The organism is Streptomyces sp. YJ-C3 (assembly GCF_053891275.1).
Window position 1 is genome coordinate 6,571,438 of sequence record NZ_CM132685.1, and the last position, 23,652, is coordinate 6,595,089.

Sequence of the window (23,652 nt, forward strand, 5' to 3'; positions counted from 1 at the left end):
CCCGGCGGGGTCACAGCCAGGCGAGCCGGGCCGCCCGGTCGAGGACGGTGCGCACCGCCTCCTCGTCGCCGAGGGCGCCCCGGGGGACGGTCTGCGGGGTGTGCCGGCCGCCGACCAGCAGACAGAAGTCGACCGGATCCAGGGCGAGTTCGGCGCGGACGGGTTCGCCCTCGGCGCCGAGGATCCACTCCGTGCTGCGGGTGACGTCCGTGATGGTGAGGGCGACCGGCCCGGCGCCCCGGCCGAGCGCCAGACCGAGGACGCGGACGGCGAGCCGGACCAGGCGCCACAGGTGCGCGGCGGGCGGCGGGGGCACCGGGCGGTCCAGGGCCCGGCCGATGTCGTCGGCGTGGATCCAGGTCTCGAAGGCACGGATCAGGAAGTGCTCGGCGACGGGGAGCCGCACGCCGACCAGCGTGGCGGCCCGCGCGGCGCGTTCGGGGTCGCGGGCGTCCGGGGTGGCCAGCAGCGCGGCGGTCTGGGCGCGCCAGGTGGTGACGGTGGCCTGCGGGGAGCGGCCCCGCTCGTGGGCGATGACCTGGTGGGTGCGGGTGGTCCAGGCCGTGCGCCAGCCGGTGTCCCGCGGGTGCGGCGGGGCGGGCGGGGCGTTGGCCGGGAGGCCCAGGTGGGCGGCGAGGTGTTCGTCGGCGGCGATGAGGTGGGCGAGCGTGTCCTGCACGGTCCAGTCGTGGATCACGGGGGTGAGCCAGGGGGCGGCGTCCGCGGTGGCGTCCGGCCCCGGGGCGAGCTCGGTGAGCAGGGCCTGGAGCGCGGCCACGGCGGCGGCGTACGGCTCGGCGTGCGCGGCGGTGCGCGGCGCGGGCGGGCGGGCGGTGAGGGCCCGGGCCAGGATCTCGTCCCCGAGCGCGGGTCCGGGCGGCGGCACCTCCCCGTCCGGGCCGTCCAGCAGCCGCACCGGTTCGCGCAGCAGCTCCGCCTCCGCCGCGCACTGTTCGCAGTCGGCGAGGTGAGCCGGGACCAGCCGCTCTTCGGACGGGGGCAGGGCCCGCACGGCCCAGGCACCGAGGAGTTCACGGATCGCCGCGTGGTCGTCCGCGTCGGTCGTCATCACGCGCTCCTTTCCCTGGCCGGGTCGGGCGGTTCCGCCAGGGTCTCGGCCAGCCGGTGCAGGGCCGTACGCAGGCGGGTCTTCGCGGTGCCCTCGGGAATGCCGAGTTCCGCTGCCGCCTGACGGTACGTCCGGCCCGCGAAATACGCCAGGTGCACCACCTGCCGCTGGGGCAGCGGGAGTTCGGCGAGGGCAGAGTGGAGCAGGAGGGCGCGTTCGCGGTCCACGACCCGTTCGTCGGGGCCCGGGTCCGGCGCGGGAATCGCGTGCAGGGTCTCGTCGTCCGCGGCGGCCGCCTTGCGGTGGCGGGCCTCGCTGCGCACCCAGTCGACGGCGCGGCGGTGCGCCAGCATGCTCAGCCAGGTGCGCAGCGTGCCGCGGCGCGCGTCGTACGCGTAGGGGCGTGCCCACAGATGGGCGAAGACCTCCTGCGCGACGTCGTCGGCGGCTCCGGCCTGGCCGGTCACCCGGACGGCGACGCCACGGACGAGGCCGCCGTAGGTGGCGTACACCTCGGAGAGCGCGGCCTCGTCGCCGTAGACCAGTCGCTGATGCAGCGCGACGTCCGCTGTCGGTCCTGTCCCGTCCGTCCGGGCCACCGGCACCACCACCTCGTAGTGCCTTCCTAGCGTCCGGACCCACCGGACGCCAGGGCCTGCCCGGCCTCAGCGGGCCAGGACCTCCAGGAGGCGGTCGACGTCCTCGGGCGTGTTGTAGAGGTGGAAGGAGGCCCTCAAGTTGCCCGCCCTGTTGGCGAGTTCGATACCGGCGGCCTGCAACTCGGGCTGCCGTCCGCCGAGTCCGGGGACCGACACGATCGGGGAGCCGGGCGCGGGGAGCGCCTTGCGGCCCAGCTCCGCCAGGCCCGCGCGGAAGCGCTCGGCGAGCGCCAGGTCGTGGGCGCGGACGGCGTCCGGGCCGAGCTCCTCGATCAGGGCGAGGGACCGGCGCGCGCCGGTGTACGCGACGAGGCCCGGCGACTGGTCGAACCGGCGGGCGGAGCGGGCGAGCTCGGTGACGGGGCCGTAGCAGCTGTCCCACGGCCGCTCCCCCGCGACCCAGCCGCCGAAGACGGGGGTCAGCTCGTCCGGGTCCTCGGGGCCGACGAAGAAGACCGCGCCGCGGGGGCAGGTGAGCCATTTGAACGCGACGGAGGCGACGTAGTCGGCGGCCGCGGCGTGCGCGGCGAGCGGGAACCAGCCGGCGGCCTGCGAGACGTCGACGTAGAGACGGGCGCCGTGGGCGCGGGTGACGGCCCGCAGCTCGGCCTGATCCGCCACTCGGCCGTCCGCGGACTGGACCGCGCTCACGGCGACCAGGGCGGTGCCGGGCCGGACGGACTCGGCGAGCGCGTCCAGCGGGACGGTGCGGACCTTGAGGTCCCCGCGCGCGTGGAAGGGGTGGACCGTGGAGCTGAACTCGCCCTCGGCCGTGAGCACCTCGGCGCCCTCGGGCAGCGAAGCGGCGATCAGTCCGGTGTACAGGGCGACGGACGCGCCCGTCGCCACCCTGGCCACCGGGACCCCGGCGATCCGTGCGAACGCGGCGCGGGCCTCCTCGACGTCGGCGAACAGGGAGTCGGTGGGACGGCCCTCGGCCATGCCGGCGATCGCGTCGCGCATGGCGTCCGCGGCCCGCGCGGGCAGCAGACCGGAGCCGGCGGTGTTCAGGAAGGTGCCGGCCGGGGCGTACTGGGCGCGGACGAGGTCGAGGTTCAGGGCGGGGGCGACGGGCGGGTGCTCATCGATGGGCTCCATGGCACCACTGTCCCCCGCCGCCAACTGCCCGTCCATTGCGCATTTTTGAGCAGTACCTGTAAGGAACGCTTGTCCGCGCGGCAGGGCGGGGTCAGGCGCCCGGGACCGCGCAGCCGTCGGGGCCGCAGGCGTCGGCGCCGTCGGCGCTGTCGATCACGGTGAGCGGGGAGCGGTTGTCCCAGGCCTGGGTGAGCGCCTGGGTGAAGACCTCGGCGGGCTGGGCGCCGGAGACGCCGTACTTGCGGTCGAGGACGAAGAACGGCACTCCGGTCGCGCCCAGCTCGGCCGCCTCGCGCTCGTCGGCGCGGACCTCGTCGGCGTACGCGTCCGGGTCGGCGAGGACGGCGCGCACCTCGGTCTCGTCCAGGCCCGCCTCGACGGCGAGCCGGACGACGTGCTCGTCGTCGGCGAAGACGGAGCCCTGCTCGGCGAAGTTGCCGCGGTAGAGCGCGTCGATCATGGCGTCCTGCAGGCCCTTGTCGTGGGCGAGGTGGAGCAGACGGTGCAGGTCGAAGCTGTTGCCGTAGTCGCGGCCCTCGGTGAGGTAGGGCAGGCCGAGGGCCTGCGCCTGCTGTCCGAGGCCCTGCTCGTTGGCGGCGGCCTGCTCCTCGCTGATGCCGTACTTCTGGGCGATGTGCGGGACGACGAGACCGGTGTCGCCCTTCGCGATCGTGGGGTCGAGCTCGAAGGAGCGGTGCACGACCTCGACCTCGCCCTTGTGCGGGAAGGCGTCGAGGGCCTGCTCGAACCGGGACTTGCCGATGTAGCAGAACGGGCAGTTGATGTCGGTCCAGATCTCGACGCGCATGGGGTTTCTCGCTCCAGTTTCGTACGGCGCAGGGATTGCCCTGCGCCCTACGTCAACCGGATGGTCCCTCCGCTCATTCCCCGGGCGTCAGGAACCGTCCTTCAGGCCCCGCGGCCAGTTCGGGCGGAACTCGATGCGGTCGTAGCGGACCGTGCACCCCTCGCCCACCGGTGACTGCGCGAGGAAGCCGACGAGGGCCGCCCCCGCGGACTTCTCGTCGCCGAGGGAGAAGATCCGTACGAAGGTCCACTTCTCGCCGTCGGTCGAGGCGTGGAACGCGAAGGCCGAGCCGGTGCGGCTGATCCGCAGCCACACCGTCGTCCCGGGCACCACGAAGGAGTTCGCGTCGTCGGAGTGGCCGCGTGTGACGACCGTGCAGATGGTCGGCTCGTCCGGGGAGCGCTCGTAGCAGAGCTTGGCCCACTCCCGGTCGCCCACGTGGACGTAGAGGACGCCCGCGTCGAAGGCCGCCTCGAAGCCGACGGTGAGCCGGGCGATCAGCTGGAAGTCGCCCTCGGGCGCGCCGAGCAGCCGGGGCGCGTCGGAGGCGGGGTCGAGGGCGTGGCCCGTCGGCGGCACGAAGCGGTCCTGCCGGGCGCCCGCCCGGCCGGTGAGCACCCCGTCCTGGTAGGACCAGTCCCCGTCGGGTCCGTAGGAGCGCAACGGAAAGGGGAGTTCGGGCAGCTGGAGTTCCATGGGCCTCAGTTTTCCAGGCGGCCGTTGTAGCGCCGCGGCAGGCCCAGCGGGTTGTCGTCGCGCAGCTCCGGGGGCAGCAGCGCCTCGGGAGTCGTCTGGTACGAGACCGGGCGCAGCCAGCGCTCGATCGCCGTGCCGCCGACCGAGGTGGAGGTGGACGTCGTCGCCGGGTACGGGCCGCCGTGGTGCTGGGCGGGGGCGACCGCGACGCCGGTCGGCCAGCCGTTGACCAGGACGCGGCCGGCGAGCGGGGTCAGCTCGGCGAGGAGTTCGGTGCCCCGGCCCTCGCCCGCGGTCTCCTCGGCGGACAGCTGGACGGTGGCCGTGAGGTTGCCGGGCAGCCGGGACAGCACGGAGGTGATCTCGTCCGCCGACTCGTAGCGGGCGACGACGGTCACCGGGCCGAAGCACTCCTCCAGGAGCAGGTCGTGCGGCCCGCCCTCGACGGCGAGGCGGGTGGCCGGAACGGTCAGGAAGCCGGGGCTGACGGTGTGCTCGCCGCCCGCGCCGGGGGTCACCGGGGCGTCCACATCCGGGAGCCCGGCCCGCTCGGCGACGCCCGCGACGAAGTTGTCCCGCATGCGGTGGTCGAGCAGGACGCCGGCGGCGGTGTCGCTGACGGCGGCCGTGAGGGACTTGACGAGGCTGTCGCCCGCCTCGCCGGCCGGCGCGAAGACCAGACCCGGCTTCACGCAGAACTGGCCGACGCCCAGCGTCATGGAGCCCGCGAGGCCGGTGCCGATCGCCTCGGAACGCTCCGCGGCCGCCGCCTCGGTGATCACGACGGGGTTGAGGGAGCCCAGCTCGCCGTGGAACGGGATCGGCACCGGGCGGGCCGCGGCCGCGTCGAAGAGCGCGCGTCCGCCGCGGACGGAACCGGTGAAGCCGGCCGCCGCGACCAGCGGGTGCTTGACGAGCTCGACGCCCGCCTCGAAGCCGTGCACGAGGCCGAGCACGCCCTCCGGGATGCCGTGCCGCTCGGCGGCCCGGCGGATGACCGAGGCGACCAGCTCGGAGGTGGCCGGGTGGTCGGGGTGGGCCTTGACGACCACGGGGCAGCCCGCGGCGAGCGCGCTCGCGGTGTCGCCGCCGGGCACGGAGAAGGCGAAGGGGAAGTTCGACGCCGAGTAGACGGCGACGACGCCCAGCGGGATCTTGTAGCGGCGCAGGTCCGGGATCGGCGGCGTCGCCGTGTCGTCGGGGTGGTCGATGACGACGCCGAGGAAGGCGCCCTCCTCGACGACGCCGGCGAACGCCCGCAGCTGGAAGCAGGTGCGGGCGAGTTCGCCGGTGAGCCGGACCGGGCCGAGCGCGGTCTCCGCGTCGGCGGCCTCGACCAGGTGGTCCTTGGCCTCGTCGAGCAGGTCGGCCGCGGTGCGCAGGAAGGCGGCGCGCACGGTGCGGTCGGCGAGGGCGGAGCGGGCTTCCTGGGCGGCGCGGACCGCCTGGTCCACCTCCTGGGCCGTGGCCTCGACCGCGACCTGCTCCCGCTGCTTCCCGGTTCGGGGGTCGACACTCCAGACTGGTGCTGCTGCCACGGCGCACTCCTCCTGCTCTTCCCGCAGCGCGCCGGGCGAGCCGCGAGGGTCGTTCGATATACTGAACGCTGTCTCTGGTGATGAACTCTACGGAGACTATTTCTCGTCGAACGAAGGGGTCAAGGGCGATGTCGGCAGGCGAGACGGGGGCCGTTGCGGGCGCCGGAGCGGGTGGCGCGCAGGTCAAGTCGGCGGTGCGCACGGTCGAACTGCTCGAATACTTCGCCGGGCGCCCCGGCATGCACTCCCTGGCCGCCGTCCAGGAAGCAGTCGGGTATCCGAAGTCGAGCCTGTACATGCTGCTGCGCACGCTCGTCGAGCTCGGCTGGGTGGAGACGGACGCGACCGGGACGCGGTACGGCATCGGGGTGCGGGCGCTGCTGGTGGGCACCTCGTACATCGACGGCGACGAGGTCGTGGCCGCGGCGCGGCCCACGCTCGACCGGCTCTCGGACGACACCACGGAGACCATCCACCTGGCGCGCCTCGACGGCACGAACGTGGTGTACCTGGCCACGCGCCAGTCGCAGCACTATCTGCGGCCCTTCACGCGCGTGGGGCGACGGCTGCCCGCGCACTCCACGTCGCTGGGCAAGGCGCTGCTCGCCACGCACACCGACGAGCAGGTCCGCAAGATGCTCCCGGAGACGCTGCCCGCGCTGACCGAGCACACGATCACCGACCGCGAGAAGCTCATCGAGGAGCTGCACGCGGTGCGCGAGCAGGGGTTCGCGGTGGACCGCGAGGAGAACACGCTGGGGCTGCGCTGCTTCGGTGTCGCCGTCCCGTACCGGACCCCGGCCCGGGACGCGATCTCCTGCTCGGTGCCGGTGGCGCGGCTGACGCCCGCGCACGAGCAGATGGTGAAGGACGCGCTGTTCGACGCCAGGGACCGGCTGACCCTCGCCACGCGCCGGCTCTGATCCCTGTCGGGGCCGGTCCGCGCCGGGCGAGGGGCGTTCCGTTCGTGAGAGGTTTCTGAGAAAAGCGCGTTTATCGGAACGATTCGCTCGGGGTCGTTCGTCTTTCCTGCGGGATGAACAAGACGATCAGGCACGCCGCCGTCTTCAGTCTGCTCCTCGTGCTCGCTCTGCTGGTCAGGGCGACCTGGGTGCAGTTCTACGACGGTCAGGCCCTCGCGGACAACGACAAGAACCGGCGGAAGATGATCGCGCAGTACGCGTATCCGCTGGGCGACATCATCGTGGGCGGAGAGGCGGTGACGGGCTCCGAGAAGACAGGTGGCGGCAGCGACCTGAAGTACAAGCGGACCTACAAGGACGGCTCCCTGTACTCGGCGGTGACCGGCTTCACGTCGCAGGTGTACGGCTCGACCCAGCTCGAGGCCCTCTACCAGGACGTGCTCGACGGCTCCGACACCCAGCTGAAGAACCCCGTCGACACGCTCACCGGCAAGCACGCCGATCCCGGTGACGTGATCACGACGATCGACCCGTCCGTGCAGAAGGCCGCGTACAAGGCGCTCGGCGACAAGAAGGGCGCCGCCGTCGCGATCGACCCGAAGACGGGGAAGATCCTCGGCATGGTATCGACGCCGTCGTACGACGCGTCGGAGATCAGCGGCTCGGGGGCGTCGGACGCGCGGGCGTGGAAGAAGCTGTCCGACGACAAGGACGTGCCCACCATGAACCGGGCCCTGAAGCAGGCGCTGCCGCCGGGCTCGACGTTCAAGCTGGTGGTCGCCGCGGCCGCGCTGGAGAACGGGCTGTACTCGTCCGTCGACACGAAGACCGACTCCCCGAACCCGTATCCGCTGCCGGGCACCAGCAAGGATCTGAAGAACGAGAGCGCGAGCGCGCCGTGCGAGGACGCCTCCATCCGCACCGCTCTCCAGTACTCCTGCAACAACGTCTTCGGCAAGATGGCCGTCGAGCTGGGGCAGGACAAGGTGAAGGCGATGGCCGAGAAGCTCGGCTTCAACGACGAGAAGCGGGACGTACCGGTCCGCGCGGCCGAGAGCATCTACCCCTCCGGCATGGACAAGGCACAGACCGCGCTGTCCGGCATCGGGCAGTTCGACGTGACGGCCACGCCGCTGCAGATGGCGATGGTCTCCGCGACGATCGCCAACGGCGGCGAGCAGGCCTCGCCGCACATGGTGTCCGAGGTGACGAACGCCGACGGGGACGCGCTCAAGAGCTACCCGGACTCCGACGGCGAGCGGGTCCTCAGCGAGTCGACCGCCTCGCAACTGCAGTCGGCGATGGAGACCGTCGTGACGAAGGGCACCGGCACGAACGCGCGGATCGCCGGGGCCACCGTGGGCGGCAAGACCGGTACGGCGCAGCACGGCGAGAACAACAGCAAGACGCCGTACGCCTGGTTCACGTCGTACGCGAAGGACGACTCGACCGGGAAGGAGGTCGCCGTGGCGGTGCTCGTGGAGCAGTCCGACGCGGCGCGTTCGGAGGTCAGCGGCAACGGCCTGGCCGCTCCGATCGCCAGGTCCATGATGGCGGCGGCTCTGAAGAGCTAGCGCCGCGTCACGGTGCTCCCCCTCCCTGGCGGCGGCGCTTCCACGCCAGGAACGCCCAGGCCGCCAGGAGGGGCACCGCCGCGCCGGTCAGCGCTCCCGTGACGAAGCCCGCCCCGGTGATCGCCGCGCCGTCGGAGACGGCCGACGCGACCGCGGCGGCGATCAGCACGAGGGCCGCCACCGCCGGAGCGGCAAGGAAGCGGCGGCTGCGGGAGGTGCGGCGGGCGGGGGCCGCCGGGGGCGGGGCCGTGACGTCCGCGGCCGGGCCCGGCGCGGCCGCTTTCGGGCGCTTGTACCAGCCGTGGACGACCCAGGTGCCGCACGGCTGCCAGCCGTCGGCCGCGAGCTGCGCGTCCGGCGCCGCGCGGCCCCGGGTCACCAGCTCTCTGCGGTACTCCCAGCGCCGCGGCCGCTCGGGGTCGCGGTGGCTGACGAAGCGGCCGTCGGCGTCGATGCGCTCGACCTCCCAGCCCTCGTCGCCGAAGCGGTCCAGGAGCGCCTCGTCGGCGTAGGTGTCGGCCGTCCAGCGCCACGTCTCCACGATGCCGTCGGGGGCCTCGGCGTCCCCGGCCGCGGACTGCGGTGCCAGCCGACGGGCGAAGTCCTGGACCGGGCCGAACTCCTCGACCGGATGGGCCGGTGCGCACCCGGCCAGGTGCGCCGCGAGGCCGGCGACCGTCGCCGTGACATGGTCCGGCGGCAGCCCGCGGGCGAGCAGGGCGCGGGTCAGCTCGGTCATGTAGGCGGTGGCACCGGGTGGGTCCGCGGAGTCCGGCAGGTCCGTCATCGCACTCCCAGGCGTCGGTCCGGTACGGGTCGAGCAGAGGTCGGGGTCCAGTACAGGTCGAGTACAGGTCGAGTACGGGGAAATCTATCTCCCACCCGCGCGCTTCCACCGCAGGAAGCCCGGCCGACGCCCCTTGCTCCCCCGTGTCCGATATCCCGCACACCCTTCGAACCGCCGTACGGAACGCTGGTACGCTCTCGCCTCCTGTCGGGCCCCACAGTGAGGGGAGGGATCCGCGTGAGCACCGTCGTGGACGACGACGCCTCCGCCGAGTTCCGGGCCTTCTTCGAACGGCATCATGCCGAACTCGCCCGGCTCGCCCACCTGTTGACGGGCGAGCCGGACGCCGCCGACGATCTCGCGGCGGACGCGCTGCTCGCGCTCTGGCACCGCTGGGACCGGGTCAGGAACGCCGATCACCCGGTGGCGTACGCGCGTGGTGTCGTCGCCAACCTGGCCCGCACCCGGATCCGCAGCGCGGTCCGTGAGCGGCGGCGCGTGGCGCTGTTCTGGTCGGGCAGGTCCGAGCGCACCGAGGATCCCGACGTGCCGGCCGTGGTCGATGTGCAGGGCGCGCTGCGGGAACTGCCGTTCCGCAAGCGGGCGTGCGTGGTGCTGCGGCACGCGTTCGACCTGTCGGAGAAGGACACCGCGCTCACCCTCGGGATCTCGGTGGGTACGGTGAAGAGCCAGACCTCGAAGGGCATGGCCGAGCTCGAACGGCGGCTCGGGCCCGGCGGGTTGGACGGACGGGCGCCGCGTCGCGTGCGGGCGGTCGGTGCGACGGTGGAAGGAGGCCGGCGGTGAACGACGACCTGCGGCGGCGGCTGCGCGAGGCCGCCGGCACGCACCGCCCCGACCGGGAGCGGATGCTGGCCCGGGTCGAGCGCGGCATGTCCGATCCGCATCCGGCGGTACCGGAGCGGCGCGGCCCCGCCGTCGGCTGGGTGCGGATCGCCGGGATCACGGCCGGGGTCGCCGGGGCGCTCGCGGTCGGCGGGCTCGCGGTCGGCGCGGCGCTGCGCGGGGACGAGGGCCCGACGCAGACGGTCGCCGTGACTCCGACGCCCGCCCCGGCACGGACGCCGACGGCGGACGCCACGTCGCGCGGGCCGCGGCCCTCCGGCTCCGCGTCGGCGCCGGACGGACAGCCCGCCTCGTCGCCGGCGTCGCGGCACACCGGCTCGGCGCCGACCCGTTCCCCGGCCGACCGTGGAAAGGCGACGGCCCCCTCCGCGCCCACCGCCACCGCCACGACCGACGGGCCGCTGTGGTCGGACGGATCGGTCGACCCCGGATCGAACGACTTCTGGGCACAGAGCGACGTCACGTTCAAGACGAAAGAGCAACTGGCTTCGCTGACCGTGGAGTTGCGGGTCGCGCAGACCGGGAGGGTCGCCGACACCGGCAACTGGCGCTCCCTGCCCGCCGAGGACTTCACGGTGTCCGTCGCCGAGCGGGACGGGTTCCTGGTGTACCGGTGGGTGCTGAGGTCCGGGCGGACGGTACCGCCCGGGCAGCATGTGTTCGCCGGGCAGTTCGACCATGCCGAGGGCGGGCGGGACGCGGGGCGGGACACGTATTCCGTGTCGGGCCGGACCTCGGACGGCGAACGAGTCACGGTGGGCGGGGACTTCGAGTAGCCGAGAAGGCGGCAACCTTTCCTCGCGGCGCGGCGACTACCGGGCATGACTGAGAGAGCCAACCCCTCCCCCTCACACCATCACCGCCGGCGCGTCACCCGGCGCAGGGCCACCCTCGGCGGGCTCGCCGCGCTGACCCTCACCGGCGCCGCCCTCGTCACGAGCGGCATGCTCAGCACCGCGGGCGCCGCGGCCGCCTGGCCGGAGGCCAAGGGCACCCAGGCCGTGAGCAGCAGCATCTCCGTGTCGGGCACCTACGACGGCGGATACAAGCGGTTCTACGGTTCCGGCGACCTCGGCGGTGACGGCCAGGACGAGGGCCAGGACCCGATCTTCAACCTCGCGGACGGTGCCGTCCTCAAGAACGTCATCATCGGCTCCCCCGCCGCCGACGGCGTGCACTGCGCGGGCAGTTGCACCCTGCAGAACGTCTGGTGGGAGGACGTCGGTGAGGACGCCGCCACGTTCAAGGGCAAGTCCACGTCGTCCGTCTACACCGTGTACGGCGGCGGTGCGCGGAAGGCCGACGACAAGGTCTTCCAGTTCAACGGCGCCGGCAAGCTCGTCGTCACCAAGTTCCAGGTGTCCGACTTCGGCAAGCTGGTCCGCTCCTGCGGCAACTGCTCGACCCAGTACAAGAACCGCAACATCATCGTCAACGACGTCGACGTGACCGCGCCGGGCAAGTCGATCGTCGGCATCAACTCCAACTACGGCGACACGGCGGCGCTGCGCAACGTCCGGATCCACGGCGACAGCAGCAAGAAGATCAAGCCGTGCGTCCGCTACAACGGCAACAGCACCGGCGCCGAGCCCACCGAGGTCGGCAGCGGCCCCGACGGCACGTACTGCCGGTACACCGCCTCCGACCTGATCTACGACTGAGCCGTCACGACAGCGCGGCGCCCCCGCCGGCGGGATCCGGTGGGGGCGCTGCGCGGTGGCTCCCGGGCCCTCAGCCGACGAAGTACGTCGGGTTCGGGAGCTTGTACGTCCTGTTCGCGTAGCCGCCGTCGAGGTCGGACTGCTGGTCGCCGAAGTTGCCGACGATGTCGTAGCCGAGGGACTCGATGTGCTTGCGGGTGCCCGACTTGTACTGCACGGTCGTGCACTTCCAGGCACCGGCGGTGGCGCAGCCGCTGAGGTAGGCGGGCGGGTTGTCGGCGTTCTTCAGGAAGACGTGCCCGGCGTCGAGGTTCACGTCGATACCGGCCTTCTTCAGGTTCTCGACGGCCGGGGCGCGCTGGGCCTCGTTCAGTCCCGAGTTGTAGAAGACCTCGACGCCCTTGCTCTTCGCGTACTGGATGAGGGCGGGGGTGCCGAAGACCGCCGGGCGGTCGGCCTTGGCCACGTATGCGGCCCATGTGGCGCTGTTGTAGACGTAGTTGGTGGAGATCTCGTAGTCGAGGCTGAGCAGCAGTGTGTCGTCGATGTCGAAGACGACGGCGGGCTTGGCGTGGTGGTGCTTCGCCTTCTTCGCCGCCTTGGCGATGTCCTTCTTGGCGCCCGCCTCGATGCGGGCGAGGTCGTCGGCGTAGGCGCTGTCGGGCGAGGCCTGCCAGGTGCCGTCGGCGTCCTGGGTGGCGCCGTAGTACGTCTTGATGTCGCCGACCAGCTTGCCGATGTTGTACGGCTCGGCCGTGGTCCGCGCGGTGGGGGCGCCGGCGCCGGCCGCGCCGGTGCCGTAGAGGGCTCCGCCGGCGAGGGCGCACGCGGCGGCGACACCCGCGACTCTGATGGACTTCCGCATGGATCGTGTCTCCGGATCTGGCCTGGAACGGCCGTCGGTTCAGGAGGTCCCCGGCGCGCGTACGCTTCGTCGCGTGATCGTCCGCGCCAGGTCACCGCTTGTCTACGCGCATCACACGGAGACCGCGAGGGGCTTTATCCGATCGATACACGATCCACAGATATCCGGAGCCCGGCGTGCCCCGTAGATCCATTGCTCAGCTATGGCGGCCGCTTGACCTCGCCTTGGAGCACGCCGCCATAGGCTCGTGCGGTCGCACACGCCCGCGCTCAGGACCGTGGGCTGCGCACCGCCCCGCGAAAAGGATCCACCCAGTGCTTCAGCAGTCCACCGTCGCCGCCTCGACGCACGGGGCGTCCCCCGTGCTGCTCGCCGTCTTCGCCCTCGGCGGCCTCGTCGCCGTCTGGGCGGGCCTGAGCTGGGCGCTCGACGTACGCGGGATCACGGTCCGGCGCTCCGAGCGCATCCGGCAGCGCAGCGCGCAGCGTTGGGGCGGGGTGGGCCGGCTCGACGCCCCGTCGGCGAATGTGTTCGGCAGCGTGGGCTACCTCCGGTTCCTCGGTGTGGTGCTGGCCTGCGCCGGGCTCGTCCTGCTCGTCATCACCTACGCCCTGTGGCACCTGGGGTGACGGGCTCGGGCCTCCAGTCGCCGAGATAGGCGGAGGCGGTCGCCGATCCGGCTTCCCCGGCGCCCAGTTGCGGCCGGTTCGCAGGCACGGTGACGAGGGCGCCCGGGCCGGTGTTGCGGTACTCGGCGAAGCGCTGGCGCTGCCACGGGTAGCTGTCGGACATGTTGGCGTAGGGCGTGACGGCGTCGATGCCGGGGCCGAGCCAGGTGTCGCGGACCGTGAGCATCGGGCGGGCGGTGGTGTCGGAACCGGGCACCCAGGGCCGGGCCAGCTTGTAGTAGGCGTCGGGGGCGGTGGAGCTGACCCGGCCGCGGACGACGAGGTATCCGCGCGGGTTGGCGGCCGCGGTGGACGGCGCGAACACGAAGCCGTACGGGGCCGTGGCGAGGTCGCCGCGGTCGAGGGCGCGGAAGTGGCAGCGCTCGAAGACGGCGGTGCCGCGGCCGAAGACGAAGTCGACGTCGCCCTCGGCGTAGCAGTCCCGGAAGTACTGGCGGGCGAACACGGTGAGCGCGGCGGAGTCGGCGTACAGCGTGTCCTGGTGGCCGAGGAACCGGCACCGGAAGAAGGCCGAGCGGTCGCCGGTCGCCTTCAGGGCCACGGCCTGCGTCCCGGTGATCCCCGGATGGTCGGCGCGCAGCCAGTCGTTGGCGAAGGTGACCGCGTGGGCGGTGAACCCGTCGGCGCGCAGCGTCACGGTGGCCGAGCCGGTGGTGCCGTACGGGCCCGAGCCGTCGGGCTTCAGCGTGCCGGCGGCGTTGTCGTACACGACGACGGTGTCGCGCGGGTCCCCCGAGGCGCCGATCCAGGTCATGTCGGGGGCGGCGGCGGACACGGTCTCCCGGTAGACGCCGGGGGCGATGACGAGGGTCCACCCGGCCGCCCCGGCCACCGCGTTCACGGCGGCCTGCACGGTGGTGACGTCACCGGCGCCTCCCGGGTGGACGTACAGGGTGCGTGCGTCGAGGCGCCGCCGCGGCGCCCCGTACCGGCCGAAGGGACGGGACGTCGCGAGCGCGGGGACGGCACCGGCGCCGAGGGCGACGGCGCCGCCGACTCCGGCCACGACGAACCTCCGCCGGGAAAGGGGGAGTGGGGGCTTGGGCATGGTGCGGCTCCTTCATGGTGCGTCGTCCGGAACAGGGCGAGGAGACACGGGCCGGTGGGCCCCGGAGAGGGGGCGCGGGGGAACCGCGCCCCCAGCCACCACGGGAGCCGCACCCGCCCGTACGGGGCAGCCGACAACGGCGCCGGGGCGCGCCCTACCCGAGCCGCTCCGCCCCGGCCCCCCGCTGCACGGCGCGCGGCACCGCACGCGCCGGGTCGACATGCCCTCGCAGCGCCGGGGTCCACCCGGCGCCGGAGGCCAGCGTCTCCCCGGGGATCTCCGCGTTGTGCACGGCGATGAGGTCGACCGCCCGGCCGTTGACCCGGTTGTCGACGGCGGTGAGGGGCGCCTCGCTCCACTTCTTCAGGACGGTCGCCGCGCTGATCCCCTTCGGCAGGCTGAACGCGTTCTTCTCCGCATAGAGCTGCGACTCGGCGCCGATCCCGAAGGAGTACGCGTAATCAGCCCTGCCCACATAGGAGTTGTTGTAGACGTCGACCTGCCCGAAGCGCACCCGGGGCGCGCGTTCGACCAGGCCGGTGAACAGGTTGTGGTGCAGGGTCACGCGCAGCTTGCCGCGGTCCGTCGCGCCCGCGCTGTCGCTGTTGCCGATCATCAGGGTCTTGTCGTGGTCGGCGAACACGTTCCAGGAGGCGGTGACGTGGTCGGCGCCCTTGACGATGTCCAGCTCGCCGTCGTGCTGCTGGTAGAGCCGCCCGTAGTAGGTGGGCAGGGTCGAGTCCGGGTGGTCGCCGTCGGTGAACGTGTTGTGGTCGAGCCAGACGTGCGTGGCGTTGGAGAGGACGGCCGCGTCGTACTCGGAGTTCCAGTTGCCGGTGTCGCCGTCGGTCGGGTCCCACTGCGGGAAGCAGTCGAGCGGGGACTCCAGGGTGAGGCCGCGCACGATGACGTTGTCGACCCCGTTGATCTGGAGGCTGCCGCCGACGATGCCCGCGCCCTTGCCGACGCCGATGAGCGTGGTGTTGGCGGGGACGTTCGCCTTGACGGCCTTGGCCTGGGCGGCGGCGGAGGCGGCCCGCAGGTCCTCCTGCTCGCCGCTGACCTCGTTCTCGTAGCCCCAGACGGCCGGGTCGTAGTCGGCGAGGTACCGGTCGAAGTCGTAGCCCGGGGCGGCGAACTCGGCGCAGTCCGCGCCGTCCGCGTCGAGGGTGCCCTTGATCCGGACGATCTTCGGCGTGCTGCCGCCGTCGGCGAAGGCGGCCTTCAGGCCGGCCCAGGTGGTGACCGTGTAGACGTGGGCGGCATCGGCGGCGGCGCCGCCCTGGGTGCCGGTCGTGGCCGAGCCCCAGCCGTCGCCCGCGGCCAGGGTCTCACGGGCCACGTCGCGGCCGTGCGCCTGCGCGGCGCCCGTGCCGGTGACGGCGAGGACGAGTGCGGTGCAGCCCAGCACCGTCGCTATGACACGTGCATGACATCTCGGTGTGTTCACTGTGTGCTCCTCGCGGGATTTCAGGCGGGTGTCGTGCCGGGCAGCCACGTCAGCCGCGACTGCCACACATCGGAGAGTTCGTCGATCTCGTCGCCGAGCCGGCGCAGGTCCCGCGCGGGCAGCACCCGGCGGCGCAGCAGTTCGGTGGCGACGAGGCGGGCCACGGCGATCGCGCCGGGCGGGTTGGCGTGCGTGTTGTCCTGTTCGGTGGCGGTCCAGTTGAAGTAGGCCTTCGTCTCCTCGACCCCGAGCCGCTGCCACAGCGCGAGCGACAGCGCCTGGATGTCGAGGAGCGCGACGCCCTCCTGCCGGGCGAGGGCGCGCATCGCCGCCGGGTAGTCGCCGTGGGTGGGCTGCGCGTTGCCGTCGGCGTCGAACCTTCTGCGTTCGACGGGCGTGGCGAACACCGGGCGGGCGCCGTGAGCCCGCGCCCCGTCGACGTAGCGCATCAGGTACTCCTGGTACGTCGACCAGGGCTCGGTGGCGCGGGTGGGGTCGGCGCTCTTCTCGTCGTTGTGCGCGAACTGGATCAGCAGGAGGTCGCCGGGGCGGATCGCGCCGAGGATCGCGTCCAGCCTGCCCTCGTCGGCGAAGCTCTTCGAACTGCGGCCGTTGACCGCGTGGTTGGCGACCTCGACGCGCGAGGAGAGGAAGAACGGCAGGGCCGTGCCCCAGCCGGTCTCGGGCGCGGCGTCCGCGTACTTCTGGGCGGCGGTGGAGTCGCCCGCGACGAACAGGGTCCGGTGGTCGTGGCGGGCGGCCGCGGTTGCCGGGCCCGCGACGGCCGCGGCCAGCGGCAGTCCGGCGAGTGCGGCCAGGGCCGCTCTTCGGGTGGTCGACACGACGATGTGCCGTCCTTTCAGGAGCGGGGCGAAAGGTGCGTGGAGGATCCGGCGGCGGGAGTGGTACGACAGGAGACATCCCGCCGCCGGACCGGTCGACCGGGCACGGCTCCTACTTGGCCTGTGCCTTCCATTCGTCCTGCGCCTTGTTCAGCTGGTCGGCGAGCCGGTCCAGGAACTGCTTGGACGACTCCTTGCCGAGCAGGACCTTCTGCAGGTCGTCCTCGTTCTCGGCCTTGGAGATGGTGTTCCAGTCGGGCAGGTAGTACGGCAGCTGCACGATCTTGGTGGAGCCGGACGCGAGCGCCTCGGCGGCCAGCCGGGTCGGCTCGGACTTCTGGACCCAGGCGTCCTTGGCCGCCTCGGTGTTGGCGGGGATCTGCTTGGCCGACTCGTTCCACTTGCTGTTCTCCGCGTGCGAGGCGGCGAACTCGATGAACTTCCAGGCGGCCTGCTTGTTCTTGCTCGACTTGAACAGGCCGAGCCCGTCCACGGGGTTGGAGACCTGGACGCGGGTGCCGTCGTCGCCGGTCGGGTTGGGCAGGCCGCGGAACTTGGTGCCAAACGCCTTCACGTGGTCGCCGTAGGAGCCCAGGTTGTGGCTGAGCATGCCGATCTGGCCGCTGTCGAACTGCGCGACCATCTTGGTGAAGTCGTTGTTGACGTCGGCGGACGGCGTGGCCTTCTTGTAGAGGCCGGCGTACTTCTCCAACGCGGCCACGTTCTTGGGGTCGTTGACCGTCGTCTTCGTGTTGTCCGCGTCCCAGAACGAGGTGATGCCGCTCTGCCCGTACATGACGTCGAGCGCCTGGGCGATGGAGCCCTCGCCGCCGCGGATGGTGTAGCCGAACCGGTTCTTGCCGGTGTCGGTGAGCTTGCCGGCGGCGTCGAAGAACTTCCTCCACGTCGTCGGGGCGTCCAGACCGGCCGACTTGAACAGGTCGGTGCGGTAGTACAGGACACCGTTGTTGGCCGAGGTCGGGACGGTGAACATCGAGGAGCCGGAACCGCCGGCGGCCTTCACGGACTCCACGAAGGCGTCGTTGAGCTTGCCGTTGAGGGCGCTGGTGGCGACGCGGTCGTCGAGCGGTTCGAGGGCGTTCTGCGCGGCGATCCCGGCCAGCATGGCGGTGCCCACACCGCCGACGTCGGGCAGGCCGCCGCCCTGGATCGCGGTGTCGTACTTGGACTGCACGCTCTCGGCGGGGATACCGACGTACTTCACCTTGATGCCGGGGTTCGCCTTCTCGAAGTCCTTGATGATCTCCATCCAGACATCGCGGCGCACGGCCGTGTTGTTGTCCCAGAAGGTGATCTCGCCCTTGCCCGAGCCCTCGTCGCCCTTGTCGCCGCCCGCGCCGCTGCCGTCGTCGCCGCAAGCGGTGGCGGTGAGCGCGAGGACCGTGGTCAGGGCGAGGGCGGTGCCGGTGCGGAGCGCGGGTCTGCGGATACGGATGTTCATGATCGGCTCTCTTCTTCTGGATCCGACGGAGGGTGGTGACTGGCGTGTGCTGAGCGAGGCAGGAAAGGCCGGTGGAGCAGGGGTCTTCGGGCGGTCAGACGGTGGTGATCCGGAAGTGCGTGAACAGGGCCGTTCCGGCGGGCCCGGTGCCGGCCGGCGCCGCGGCGAACAGCCCGAGCAGCGCCCCGACCCAGCGCCACGGCGCGGCGGCGAACACCTGGCCCGAGGGACGGAACCCGGCGCCGTCACCAGTGTCGACGGAGAAGCGGCAGCGCGCCCCGTCGGTGACATCGACACGCAGGCGCGCCGTCCCGCCCGGCGCCGCGCGCACCGGTGCGGCGTCGCGCTCCGCGTCGGCGACGGCCTCGGCGAACCGGTGCGCGACGTGCGCGGTGCCGTCCGCGCCGCGCTCCAGGCCGATCCAGGAGTAGGCGTCGCCGAGGACGGCGAGTCCCGCTCCGGCGCCGGGGGTGGTGCTGGTGAGCCGGAGGCCGACCTCGACCCGGGACGGCGGCAGCGGCAGCCGCTGGGTGAGCAGGTGCGGGACGCGGCGCAGGTCGCGCACCCTGTCCCCGGACCGCACACAGGCGAGGCGCAGCCCGTCCCCGGCGTGCGAACTGGCCCAGCCGTCGCGGGGGTTGGCGGTCCACTGCCACTGCCGTCCGAAGCGGCCGCCGGGGAAGTCGTCGTCGGTGGCGGGCGCGGTGACGGGCTGCACGGGCAGCGCGGGCTTCTCGTGTACGTGCACGGGGGTGCCCTCGTCGCCGAGCACCGGCCAGCCGGACGCGTCCCAGCGCATCGGCTGCAGATGCACGACGCGTCCGTACGGCCCGCGCTGCTGGAAGTGCAGGAACCAGTCCTCGCCGGCACCGGTGCGCACCCAGCCGCCCTGGTGGGGGCCGTTGATGCCGCTGTCGCCCTGCTCGAGCACGACGCGCTCCTCGTAGGGCCCGAAGAAGGAGCGGGAGCGGAACACGCCCTGCCAGCCGGTCTCCACGCCCCCGGCCGGGGCGAAGATCCAGTACCAGCCGTCGTGCCGGTACGCCTTGGGTCCCTCGACGGTGAACCAGCCGGGGAGCTGGTCGCCGTCGATCAACAGCGTGCCCTCGTCGAGGAGTTCGCGGCCGTCGGGGCTCATCCGGTGGCCGGTGATCCGGTTCTTGACCCCGGAGCGGGACCTGGCCCAGGCGTGCACGAGGAACGCCTCCCCGGTCTCCTCGTCCCACAGCGGGCACGCGTCGATGAGGCCCTTGCCCGCCTTGAGGAGGTGCGGCCTGGTCCACGGGCCCCTGATGGAGGGTGAGTTGATCTGGAACACGCCGTGGTCGGGGTCGCCCCAGAAGATCCAGAAGCGGCCCGCGTGGTGGCGCAGCGACGGCGCCCAGACGCCGCAGTCGTGGCGCGGCGTCGCGAACGCCTCGGCGGGTTCGAGGCGGTCGAGCGCGTGGCCGACCAGGGTCCAGTTGACGAGGTCGCGGGAGTGCAGCAGCGGCAGGCCGGGGACGCGGCCGAAGCTGGACGCCGTGAGGTAGTGGTCGTCGCCGACGCGGATCACGTCCGGGTCGGACCAGTCGGCGGCGAGCACCGGGTTGCGGTACGTCCCGTCGCCCAGGTCGCCGGTGCGCCGCCCGGCGTTCACGCGGCCACCGCCTTGCGCACGAGGGCGGCGGCGCGGGCCCGGTCGAGGCGGCCGTCGGCGACGACCGTGACGACGCGGCGCACGGCGGTGTCACCGGCGGCGATCCGCAGCCGCGCCCGCGAGGCCAGGGAGGAGCCGACGCCCGGGTACTCCCCCGTGCGCACGAACCAGGGGTCGCGCCGGGTCTCGGCGGTGGCCCCGGCGAACACGAGGGTCCAGCCGTCGCCCGCCAGGGCCAGCCAGCCGGCGGTGCGGCCGTGCACGGCGGACTCGCCGTCGTCGGTCGCGGTGAACACGGCGGGCGCGGCGGCCTCCTTGGGCGCGCGCCAGAAGAAGCCTCCGTAGGCGGCGCCGGGGCGGCCGTTGGTGGCGGGGCTGCCAATGGTCAGGTCCTGGTCGGCCGGGTTGGTGAGGGTGAAGGTCAGGTCGAGCGCCCAGGCGTCGTCGGCGACCTGGGACGCGGCGACGGTGCGCCGCTCGCGCAGCACGAGGCAGCCGTCGGCGGTCCACTCCAGGTCCTCGACGAACCCGTCGGGGTCGCACAGCTTGAACTCGCGGTGCCGCTGCTCGCCGTGGTTGTCCAGGGCGGTGGGGCCCTGGCCGCGGACGTAGGTGCGGCCGCCCCAGAAGTTGTACCCGGCGACGTCCGGCACGGCGATACTCACCCCGAGGTGGTGGACGTGGTCGGCGGGGGCGAACTCGGTGACCGGGGTGCCGCCGAGGGTGCTGACCGGGTGCAGGCAGGGGCGCGGCGCGAGCCGCTGTCCGACGTCGGGGCGCAGGTCGTAGCGGGCGACGGGACGGCCCGCGCAGCTCAGGGTCAGGGGTGCGGTGGCCTGTCGCAGGAGATGACTCACGGTGCTGCCTCCAGTCCTGTCCGGGCCCAGACCGCTCCGAGCTCGGCGTAGCCGGTGAGGGAGTCGGCGCTGGCGGCGACGAGGGCGTCGATGCCGGGCACGACGCGGCGGACGGTGTCCTCGCCCGCGCCGGGCGCGGTGCGCCACGCGTCGGCGGGCAGGGCGCGCGGGTCGGGGGCCCGTCGGATCGCCTCGACGACGCGCATGAAGGCGCCCGTCGAGGCGGGGGTGACGAGGAGTTCCGCGCCGGCCGTCAGGTGGTCGACGAGGTTCTCCAGGAGGTCCGTGCGCCCGTGCGCGGTCTCCTGCGGGCCGTGCCCCGCGCGCTGTACGAGGACGCGGTCCTGCTTGTACCAGAAGGTGATCCGGCCGTGGGTGCCGTGCACGACGACGTACGGCTCGCCGGGCCGCTCGGCGCAGAGCGTCGCGGCGACGGTGACGCGGGTGTCGCGGCGGGTGGTGATCCCGACGTACGAGGTGTCGTCGGCCTCGATGGTGTGGGCGCGGAAGAGTTCGGTGCGGATGTCGGCGAGGTCGTCGGCGCCGGTCGCCCCGTCGAGGGCGAGGGCGGTGGCGACGGCGTGCGCGAGGGGGTTGGTGAGGACGCCGTCGACGACGTCGACGTGCCCGCCGGCGCCGTCGTCGAGGCGGCGGCGTCCGGCCCACGGGGCGCGCCGGAAGTAGGCCTCGTCACGGGCCCAGGCTCCGGCGGCGCCGATGCCCAGGGGTTCACCGATGACCCCGTCGCGGACGAGGTCGCGGACGTGGGGCACCGCGTGCGAGCCCAGCGACTGGAAGCCGACCTGGCAGGCGATGCCCTGCTCGGCCACGCCCCGGGCCATCCGCGCGTACTCCGCGTAGGACGGTGCGGGCGGCTTCTCCAGGAGGAGGTGCACGCCGCGCCGGGCGGCGGTCAGGGCCAGGTCGGTGTGGGTGGGGATCGGGGTGCAGACGATCGCGATCCGGGCGCCGGTCGCGTCCAGGAGCGCCCCGAAGTCGTCGGACTGGGCGACGGGCCCGAAGCCGCCGAGCTCGGACTCCTCCAGCGGCTTCAGCTCGCACACGCCGGCGAGCGTGACGCGGCCCGCGCCGGTGAGGCGCCGGAGGTTGTCCAGGTGCCAGCGGCCGTGGCCGCGCGCCCCGGCGAGGACGACGGGGACCGGCTCCCGCGGGTGGCCGCTCATCCCTTCACCGCCCCGGCGCTGAAGCCCGTGACGAGCCACTTCTGGATGAACGCGAAGACGATCACGACGGGGACGGCGGCGACGACGCCGCCCGCGGCGAGCGCGCCCAGGTCGACGGAGTCGGCGCCCATGAGAGTCGCGAGGCCGACGGGGATCGTCTGCTTGTCCTGGTCGGAGAGGAACATCAGGGCGAACAGGAAGTGGTTCCAGCTGTGCACGAAGGCGAAGGAGCCGACCGCGATCAGCCCCGGTCGCAGCAGCGGCAGGACCACGGCGCAGAAGGCGCGGAAGCGTCCGCAGCCGTCGACCCAGGCCGCCTCTTCCAGGGAGTACGGCACGTTCTTGATGAAGCCGCTGATGAGGATCATCGTGAGCGGCAGCTGGAAGACGGTCTCGGCGATGATGACGCTGCCCAGCGAGTTGATCATCTTCAGGTTGGCGAAGATCTGGAACAGCGGCACCAGCATCAGGGCGCCGGGGATGAACTGCGAGCACAGCAGGGCCAGCATGAAGCCCTGTTTGACCTTGAAGTTGAACCGGGCCAGGGCGTAGCCGCCGGCCAGCGCGACGACGGTCGTCATCAGCATCGAGGCGACGCCGACGAGCAGGCTGTTCTGGAAGAAGAGGCCGAAGGACCGCTCGTTCCACACCTTGTCGAAGTGGTCGAAGGTGAGCGGCCACGGCACCAGCGAGGTGGACCCGGCGGGCCGGAACGCGAACAGCAGCATCCAGTAGAACGGGACGAGCGTGAAGAGCAGGTAGACACCGAGCGGGACATAGATCTGCCAGCGCGGCACGTCGTCCCAGGAGCGGCTCTTGCGGGGCGGGGTGACATCGAGCCGGTGCCGGCCGCCGGCCGGGGCGGCGATCGGGGTGGTGGCGGTCAACGGGGCTTCCTTGACGGTCACTTCTCCTCGCCCCCGAACTTGCTCAGGCGCAGATAGACCATCGAGCAGAACAGGAGGATCACGAAGGCGATGGAGGTCAGCGCGGACGCGTAGCCGAAGTCGTGCGAGTCGACGGCGATGGAGGCGATGCGCAGCGGCAGGGTGGTCGTCTCACCCGCGGGCCCGCCGCCGGTGAGGGTGTAGAGGAGGTCGACGTTGTTGAACTCCCACACCGCGCGCAGCAGCGTGGACAGGATGATCGCGTCCTTCAGGTGCGGCAGCGTGATGTGCAGGAACTGCCGGAAGCGGCTCGCGCCGTCGACCTCGGCGGCCTCGTACAGGTCCTTCGACACGGACTGCAGGTCGGCGAGGATGAGGATCGCGAAGAAGGGGACGCCGCGCCAGAGTTCGGCGGTGACGACGGCCGGGAAGACGGTCGCGGTGTCCGACAGCCATGAGGTGCCGTACGAGCCCACGCCGACGTCCGCGAGGTAACGGGTGATGCCCGTCTGGGAGTTGTAGAGCAGCATCCAGACGGCCGAGGTGAGCACGCCCGAGACGGCCCACGGCGAGAAGACCAGCGCGCGGGCCATGGCGCGGCCGACGAAGGTCTGGTTGACGACGAGCGCGAGCCCGAGGCCGAGCAGCAGTTGCAGCACCACCTGCACGACGACCCATTGGAGGCTGAAGCCCAGCGTGCTCCAGAAGTCGGGGTCGTCGGTGAAGGCGGTGACGAAGTTGTCCAGGCCCGCGAAGCCGTTGCGCCACGGCTTGGTGGGGTTGTAGTTCTGCAGGCTGTAGTAGAAGACGCTGATGACGGGGTAGGCGATGAAGCCCAGCATCAGCAGCCCGGCGGGTGCGATCAGCAGGTACGGAAGCCTGCGCGGGGTGGCTGACCTACGGCGCCGGGGCGGCGGGGCTTTCGCCACGGCTGCGGCTTGGGCCATGACTGGACTCCGTTCTCGGTGGCTCAGACGTGATGCGGGTGAAGCGCTTCGACAGCGTCGGGTTCGAAGCGCTTCGCGGACGTCGTTCGGCAGATCGGCCGA

The 23,652-nt window shown here is 72.6% G+C and carries 23 protein-coding genes; 6 read left to right on the forward strand and 17 right to left on the reverse strand.

The window, feature by feature from the left end:
• Positions 1 to 10 precede the first annotated feature (10 nt).
• The 6 genes from ACVHNB_RS29510 to ACVHNB_RS29535 all read right to left on the reverse strand — a co-directional run bounded on the left by ACVHNB_RS29510 (position 11) and on the right by ACVHNB_RS29535 (position 5,868).
• The gene (locus ACVHNB_RS29510) at positions 11 to 1,069 is read right to left on the reverse strand and encodes a maleylpyruvate isomerase family mycothiol-dependent enzyme (protein ID WP_456226266.1); all 1,059 of its coding nucleotides are present in this window, start codon (positions 1,067 to 1,069) and stop codon (positions 11 to 13) included.
• Entirely contained in the window at positions 1,069 to 1,680 is a 612-nt protein-coding gene (locus ACVHNB_RS29515; protein ID WP_428955496.1) for a sigma-70 family RNA polymerase sigma factor, read from the reverse strand. The genes ACVHNB_RS29510 and ACVHNB_RS29515 overlap by 1 nt, the downstream gene beginning before the upstream one ends.
• Before the next feature lie 54 nt (positions 1,681 to 1,734).
• Positions 1,735 to 2,826 carry an aminotransferase class V-fold PLP-dependent enzyme gene (locus tag ACVHNB_RS29520; protein ID WP_428955495.1) on the reverse strand — a complete coding sequence of 364 codons (1,092 nt, stop codon included), beginning with the start codon at positions 2,824 to 2,826 and terminating at the stop codon, positions 1,735 to 1,737.
• Positions 2,827 to 2,917: 91 nt separating this feature from the next.
• Positions 2,918 to 3,634, reverse strand: a complete 717-nt coding sequence (locus ACVHNB_RS29525) for a DsbA family oxidoreductase (protein ID WP_428955494.1) — start codon at positions 3,632 to 3,634, stop codon at positions 2,918 to 2,920.
• Positions 3,635 to 3,721: 87 nt separating this feature from the next.
• Positions 3,722 to 4,330 carry a DUF1349 domain-containing protein gene (locus ACVHNB_RS29530; RefSeq protein WP_428955493.1) on the reverse strand — a complete coding sequence of 203 codons (609 nt, stop codon included), beginning with the start codon at positions 4,328 to 4,330 and terminating at the stop codon, positions 3,722 to 3,724.
• A 5-nt stretch (positions 4,331 to 4,335) separates the two neighbouring features.
• Positions 4,336 to 5,868 (reverse strand): aldehyde dehydrogenase (NADP(+)), encoded by a 1,533-nt coding sequence (locus ACVHNB_RS29535; protein ID WP_456226267.1) that lies wholly within the window; start codon positions 5,866 to 5,868, stop codon positions 4,336 to 4,338.
• A 128-nt stretch (positions 5,869 to 5,996) separates the two neighbouring features.
• Between ACVHNB_RS29535 and ACVHNB_RS29540 the strand changes: the two genes are divergently transcribed.
• Both ACVHNB_RS29540 and ACVHNB_RS29545 read left to right on the forward strand, forming a co-directional pair.
• Positions 5,997 to 6,791: an IclR family transcriptional regulator gene (locus ACVHNB_RS29540; RefSeq protein ID WP_428955491.1), complete on the forward strand. Its 795-nt coding sequence runs from the start codon at positions 5,997 to 5,999 to the stop codon at positions 6,789 to 6,791.
• A 113-nt stretch (positions 6,792 to 6,904) separates the two neighbouring features.
• Positions 6,905 to 8,365 carry a peptidoglycan D,D-transpeptidase FtsI family protein gene (locus ACVHNB_RS29545; RefSeq protein ID WP_456226268.1) on the forward strand — a complete coding sequence of 487 codons (1,461 nt, stop codon included), beginning with the start codon at positions 6,905 to 6,907 and terminating at the stop codon, positions 8,363 to 8,365.
• A 7-nt stretch (positions 8,366 to 8,372) separates the two neighbouring features.
• On the opposite strand, the gene ACVHNB_RS29550 is transcribed toward ACVHNB_RS29545, so the two are convergent.
• Positions 8,373 to 9,152, reverse strand: coding sequence for a hypothetical protein (locus ACVHNB_RS29550; protein WP_456226269.1), 780 nt, complete (start codon positions 9,150 to 9,152; stop codon positions 8,373 to 8,375).
• 237 nt (positions 9,153 to 9,389) lie between these two features.
• On the opposite strand from ACVHNB_RS29550, the gene ACVHNB_RS29555 reads away from it, so the two are divergent.
• The 3 genes from ACVHNB_RS29555 to ACVHNB_RS29565 are packed head-to-tail and all read left to right on the forward strand — an operon-like array spanning position 9,390 to position 11,680.
• Positions 9,390 to 9,959 (forward strand): SigE family RNA polymerase sigma factor, encoded by a 570-nt coding sequence (locus tag ACVHNB_RS29555; RefSeq protein ID WP_428955488.1) that lies wholly within the window; start codon positions 9,390 to 9,392, stop codon positions 9,957 to 9,959.
• Positions 9,956 to 10,795: a hypothetical protein gene (locus ACVHNB_RS29560; protein WP_428955487.1), complete on the forward strand. Its 840-nt coding sequence runs from the start codon at positions 9,956 to 9,958 to the stop codon at positions 10,793 to 10,795. Before ACVHNB_RS29555 ends, ACVHNB_RS29560 begins: the two co-directional genes overlap by 4 nt.
• A gap of 45 nt (positions 10,796 to 10,840) precedes the next feature.
• Positions 10,841 to 11,680: a pectate lyase gene (locus ACVHNB_RS29565; protein ID WP_456226270.1), complete on the forward strand. Its 840-nt coding sequence runs from the start codon at positions 10,841 to 10,843 to the stop codon at positions 11,678 to 11,680.
• Positions 11,681 to 11,750: 70 nt separating this feature from the next.
• Here ACVHNB_RS29565 and ACVHNB_RS29570 read toward each other — a convergent pair whose 3' ends face one another.
• Positions 11,751 to 12,545, reverse strand: a complete 795-nt coding sequence (locus ACVHNB_RS29570) for an HAD family acid phosphatase (RefSeq protein ID WP_428955485.1) — start codon at positions 12,543 to 12,545, stop codon at positions 11,751 to 11,753.
• Between the two features lie 314 nt (positions 12,546 to 12,859).
• On the opposite strand from ACVHNB_RS29570, the gene ACVHNB_RS29575 reads away from it, so the two are divergent.
• Positions 12,860 to 13,174, forward strand: coding sequence for a hypothetical protein (locus ACVHNB_RS29575; RefSeq protein WP_456226271.1), 315 nt, complete (start codon positions 12,860 to 12,862; stop codon positions 13,172 to 13,174).
• On the opposite strand, the gene ACVHNB_RS29580 is transcribed toward ACVHNB_RS29575, so the two are convergent.
• The 9 genes from ACVHNB_RS29580 to ACVHNB_RS29620 form a co-directional block, all read right to left on the reverse strand.
• Positions 13,146 to 14,282, reverse strand: a complete 1,137-nt coding sequence (locus ACVHNB_RS29580; protein ID WP_456226272.1) for a pectinesterase family protein — start codon at positions 14,280 to 14,282, stop codon at positions 13,146 to 13,148. The genes ACVHNB_RS29575 and ACVHNB_RS29580 overlap by 29 nt on opposite strands.
• A 154-nt stretch (positions 14,283 to 14,436) precedes the next feature.
• A complete protein-coding gene (locus tag ACVHNB_RS29585) occupies positions 14,437 to 15,732 on the reverse strand; it encodes a pectate lyase family protein (RefSeq protein WP_428955482.1) in 1,296 nt (431 codons plus the stop codon).
• A gap of 20 nt (positions 15,733 to 15,752) precedes the next feature.
• Complete coding sequence (locus ACVHNB_RS29590) at positions 15,753 to 16,574, reverse strand: rhamnogalacturonan acetylesterase (RefSeq protein ID WP_428955481.1); 822 nt, start codon at positions 16,572 to 16,574, stop codon at positions 15,753 to 15,755.
• 112 nt (positions 16,575 to 16,686) lie between these two features.
• Positions 16,687 to 18,036 carry an ABC transporter substrate-binding protein gene (locus ACVHNB_RS29595; protein WP_428955480.1) on the reverse strand — a complete coding sequence of 450 codons (1,350 nt, stop codon included), beginning with the start codon at positions 18,034 to 18,036 and terminating at the stop codon, positions 16,687 to 16,689.
• Positions 18,037 to 18,130: 94 nt separating this feature from the next.
• Positions 18,131 to 19,675, reverse strand: coding sequence for a family 43 glycosylhydrolase (locus ACVHNB_RS29600; RefSeq protein ID WP_456226273.1), 1,545 nt, complete (start codon positions 19,673 to 19,675; stop codon positions 18,131 to 18,133).
• Positions 19,672 to 20,532 carry a DUF6807 domain-containing protein gene (locus ACVHNB_RS29605; protein ID WP_456226274.1) on the reverse strand — a complete coding sequence of 287 codons (861 nt, stop codon included), beginning with the start codon at positions 20,530 to 20,532 and terminating at the stop codon, positions 19,672 to 19,674. The genes ACVHNB_RS29600 and ACVHNB_RS29605 overlap by 4 nt, the downstream gene beginning before the upstream one ends.
• The gene (locus tag ACVHNB_RS29610) at positions 20,529 to 21,716 is read right to left on the reverse strand and encodes a Gfo/Idh/MocA family protein (RefSeq protein ID WP_456226275.1); all 1,188 of its coding nucleotides are present in this window, start codon (positions 21,714 to 21,716) and stop codon (positions 20,529 to 20,531) included. The genes ACVHNB_RS29605 and ACVHNB_RS29610 overlap by 4 nt, the downstream gene beginning before the upstream one ends.
• A complete protein-coding gene (locus tag ACVHNB_RS29615; protein WP_428955476.1) occupies positions 21,713 to 22,624 on the reverse strand; it encodes a carbohydrate ABC transporter permease in 912 nt (303 codons plus the stop codon). Before ACVHNB_RS29615 ends, ACVHNB_RS29610 begins: the two co-directional genes overlap by 4 nt.
• Positions 22,621 to 23,550 (reverse strand): carbohydrate ABC transporter permease, encoded by a 930-nt coding sequence (locus ACVHNB_RS29620; protein WP_428955475.1) that lies wholly within the window; start codon positions 23,548 to 23,550, stop codon positions 22,621 to 22,623. Before ACVHNB_RS29620 ends, ACVHNB_RS29615 begins: the two co-directional genes overlap by 4 nt.
• Positions 23,551 to 23,652: the final 102 nt, after the last annotated feature.

Coding starts and splice junctions, on each gene's coding strand:
- ACVHNB_RS29510 (WP_456226266.1), bottom strand. CDS start 1,069: ATGACGACCGACGCGGACGACCACGCGGCGATCCGTGAACTCCTCGGT.
- ACVHNB_RS29520 (WP_428955495.1), bottom strand. CDS start 2,826: ATGGAGCCCATCGATGAGCACCCGCCCGTCGCCCCCGCCCTGAACCTC.
- ACVHNB_RS29525 (WP_428955494.1), bottom strand. CDS start 3,634: ATGCGCGTCGAGATCTGGACCGACATCAACTGCCCGTTCTGCTACATC.
- ACVHNB_RS29530 (WP_428955493.1), bottom strand. CDS start 4,330: ATGGAACTCCAGCTGCCCGAACTCCCCTTTCCGTTGCGCTCCTACGGA.
- ACVHNB_RS29540 (WP_428955491.1), top strand. CDS start 5,997: ATGTCGGCAGGCGAGACGGGGGCCGTTGCGGGCGCCGGAGCGGGTGGC.
- ACVHNB_RS29545 (WP_456226268.1), top strand. CDS start 6,905: ATGAACAAGACGATCAGGCACGCCGCCGTCTTCAGTCTGCTCCTCGTG.
- ACVHNB_RS29550 (WP_456226269.1), bottom strand. CDS start 9,152: ATGACGGACCTGCCGGACTCCGCGGACCCACCCGGTGCCACCGCCTAC.
- ACVHNB_RS29565 (WP_456226270.1), top strand. CDS start 10,841: ATGACTGAGAGAGCCAACCCCTCCCCCTCACACCATCACCGCCGGCGC.
- ACVHNB_RS29570 (WP_428955485.1), bottom strand. CDS start 12,545: ATGCGGAAGTCCATCAGAGTCGCGGGTGTCGCCGCCGCGTGCGCCCTC.
- ACVHNB_RS29580 (WP_456226272.1), bottom strand. CDS start 14,282: ATGCCCAAGCCCCCACTCCCCCTTTCCCGGCGGAGGTTCGTCGTGGCC.
- ACVHNB_RS29595 (WP_428955480.1), bottom strand. CDS start 18,036: ATGAACATCCGTATCCGCAGACCCGCGCTCCGCACCGGCACCGCCCTC.
- ACVHNB_RS29610 (WP_456226275.1), bottom strand. CDS start 21,716: ATGAGCGGCCACCCGCGGGAGCCGGTCCCCGTCGTCCTCGCCGGGGCG.
- ACVHNB_RS29620 (WP_428955475.1), bottom strand. CDS start 23,550: ATGGCCCAAGCCGCAGCCGTGGCGAAAGCCCCGCCGCCCCGGCGCCGT.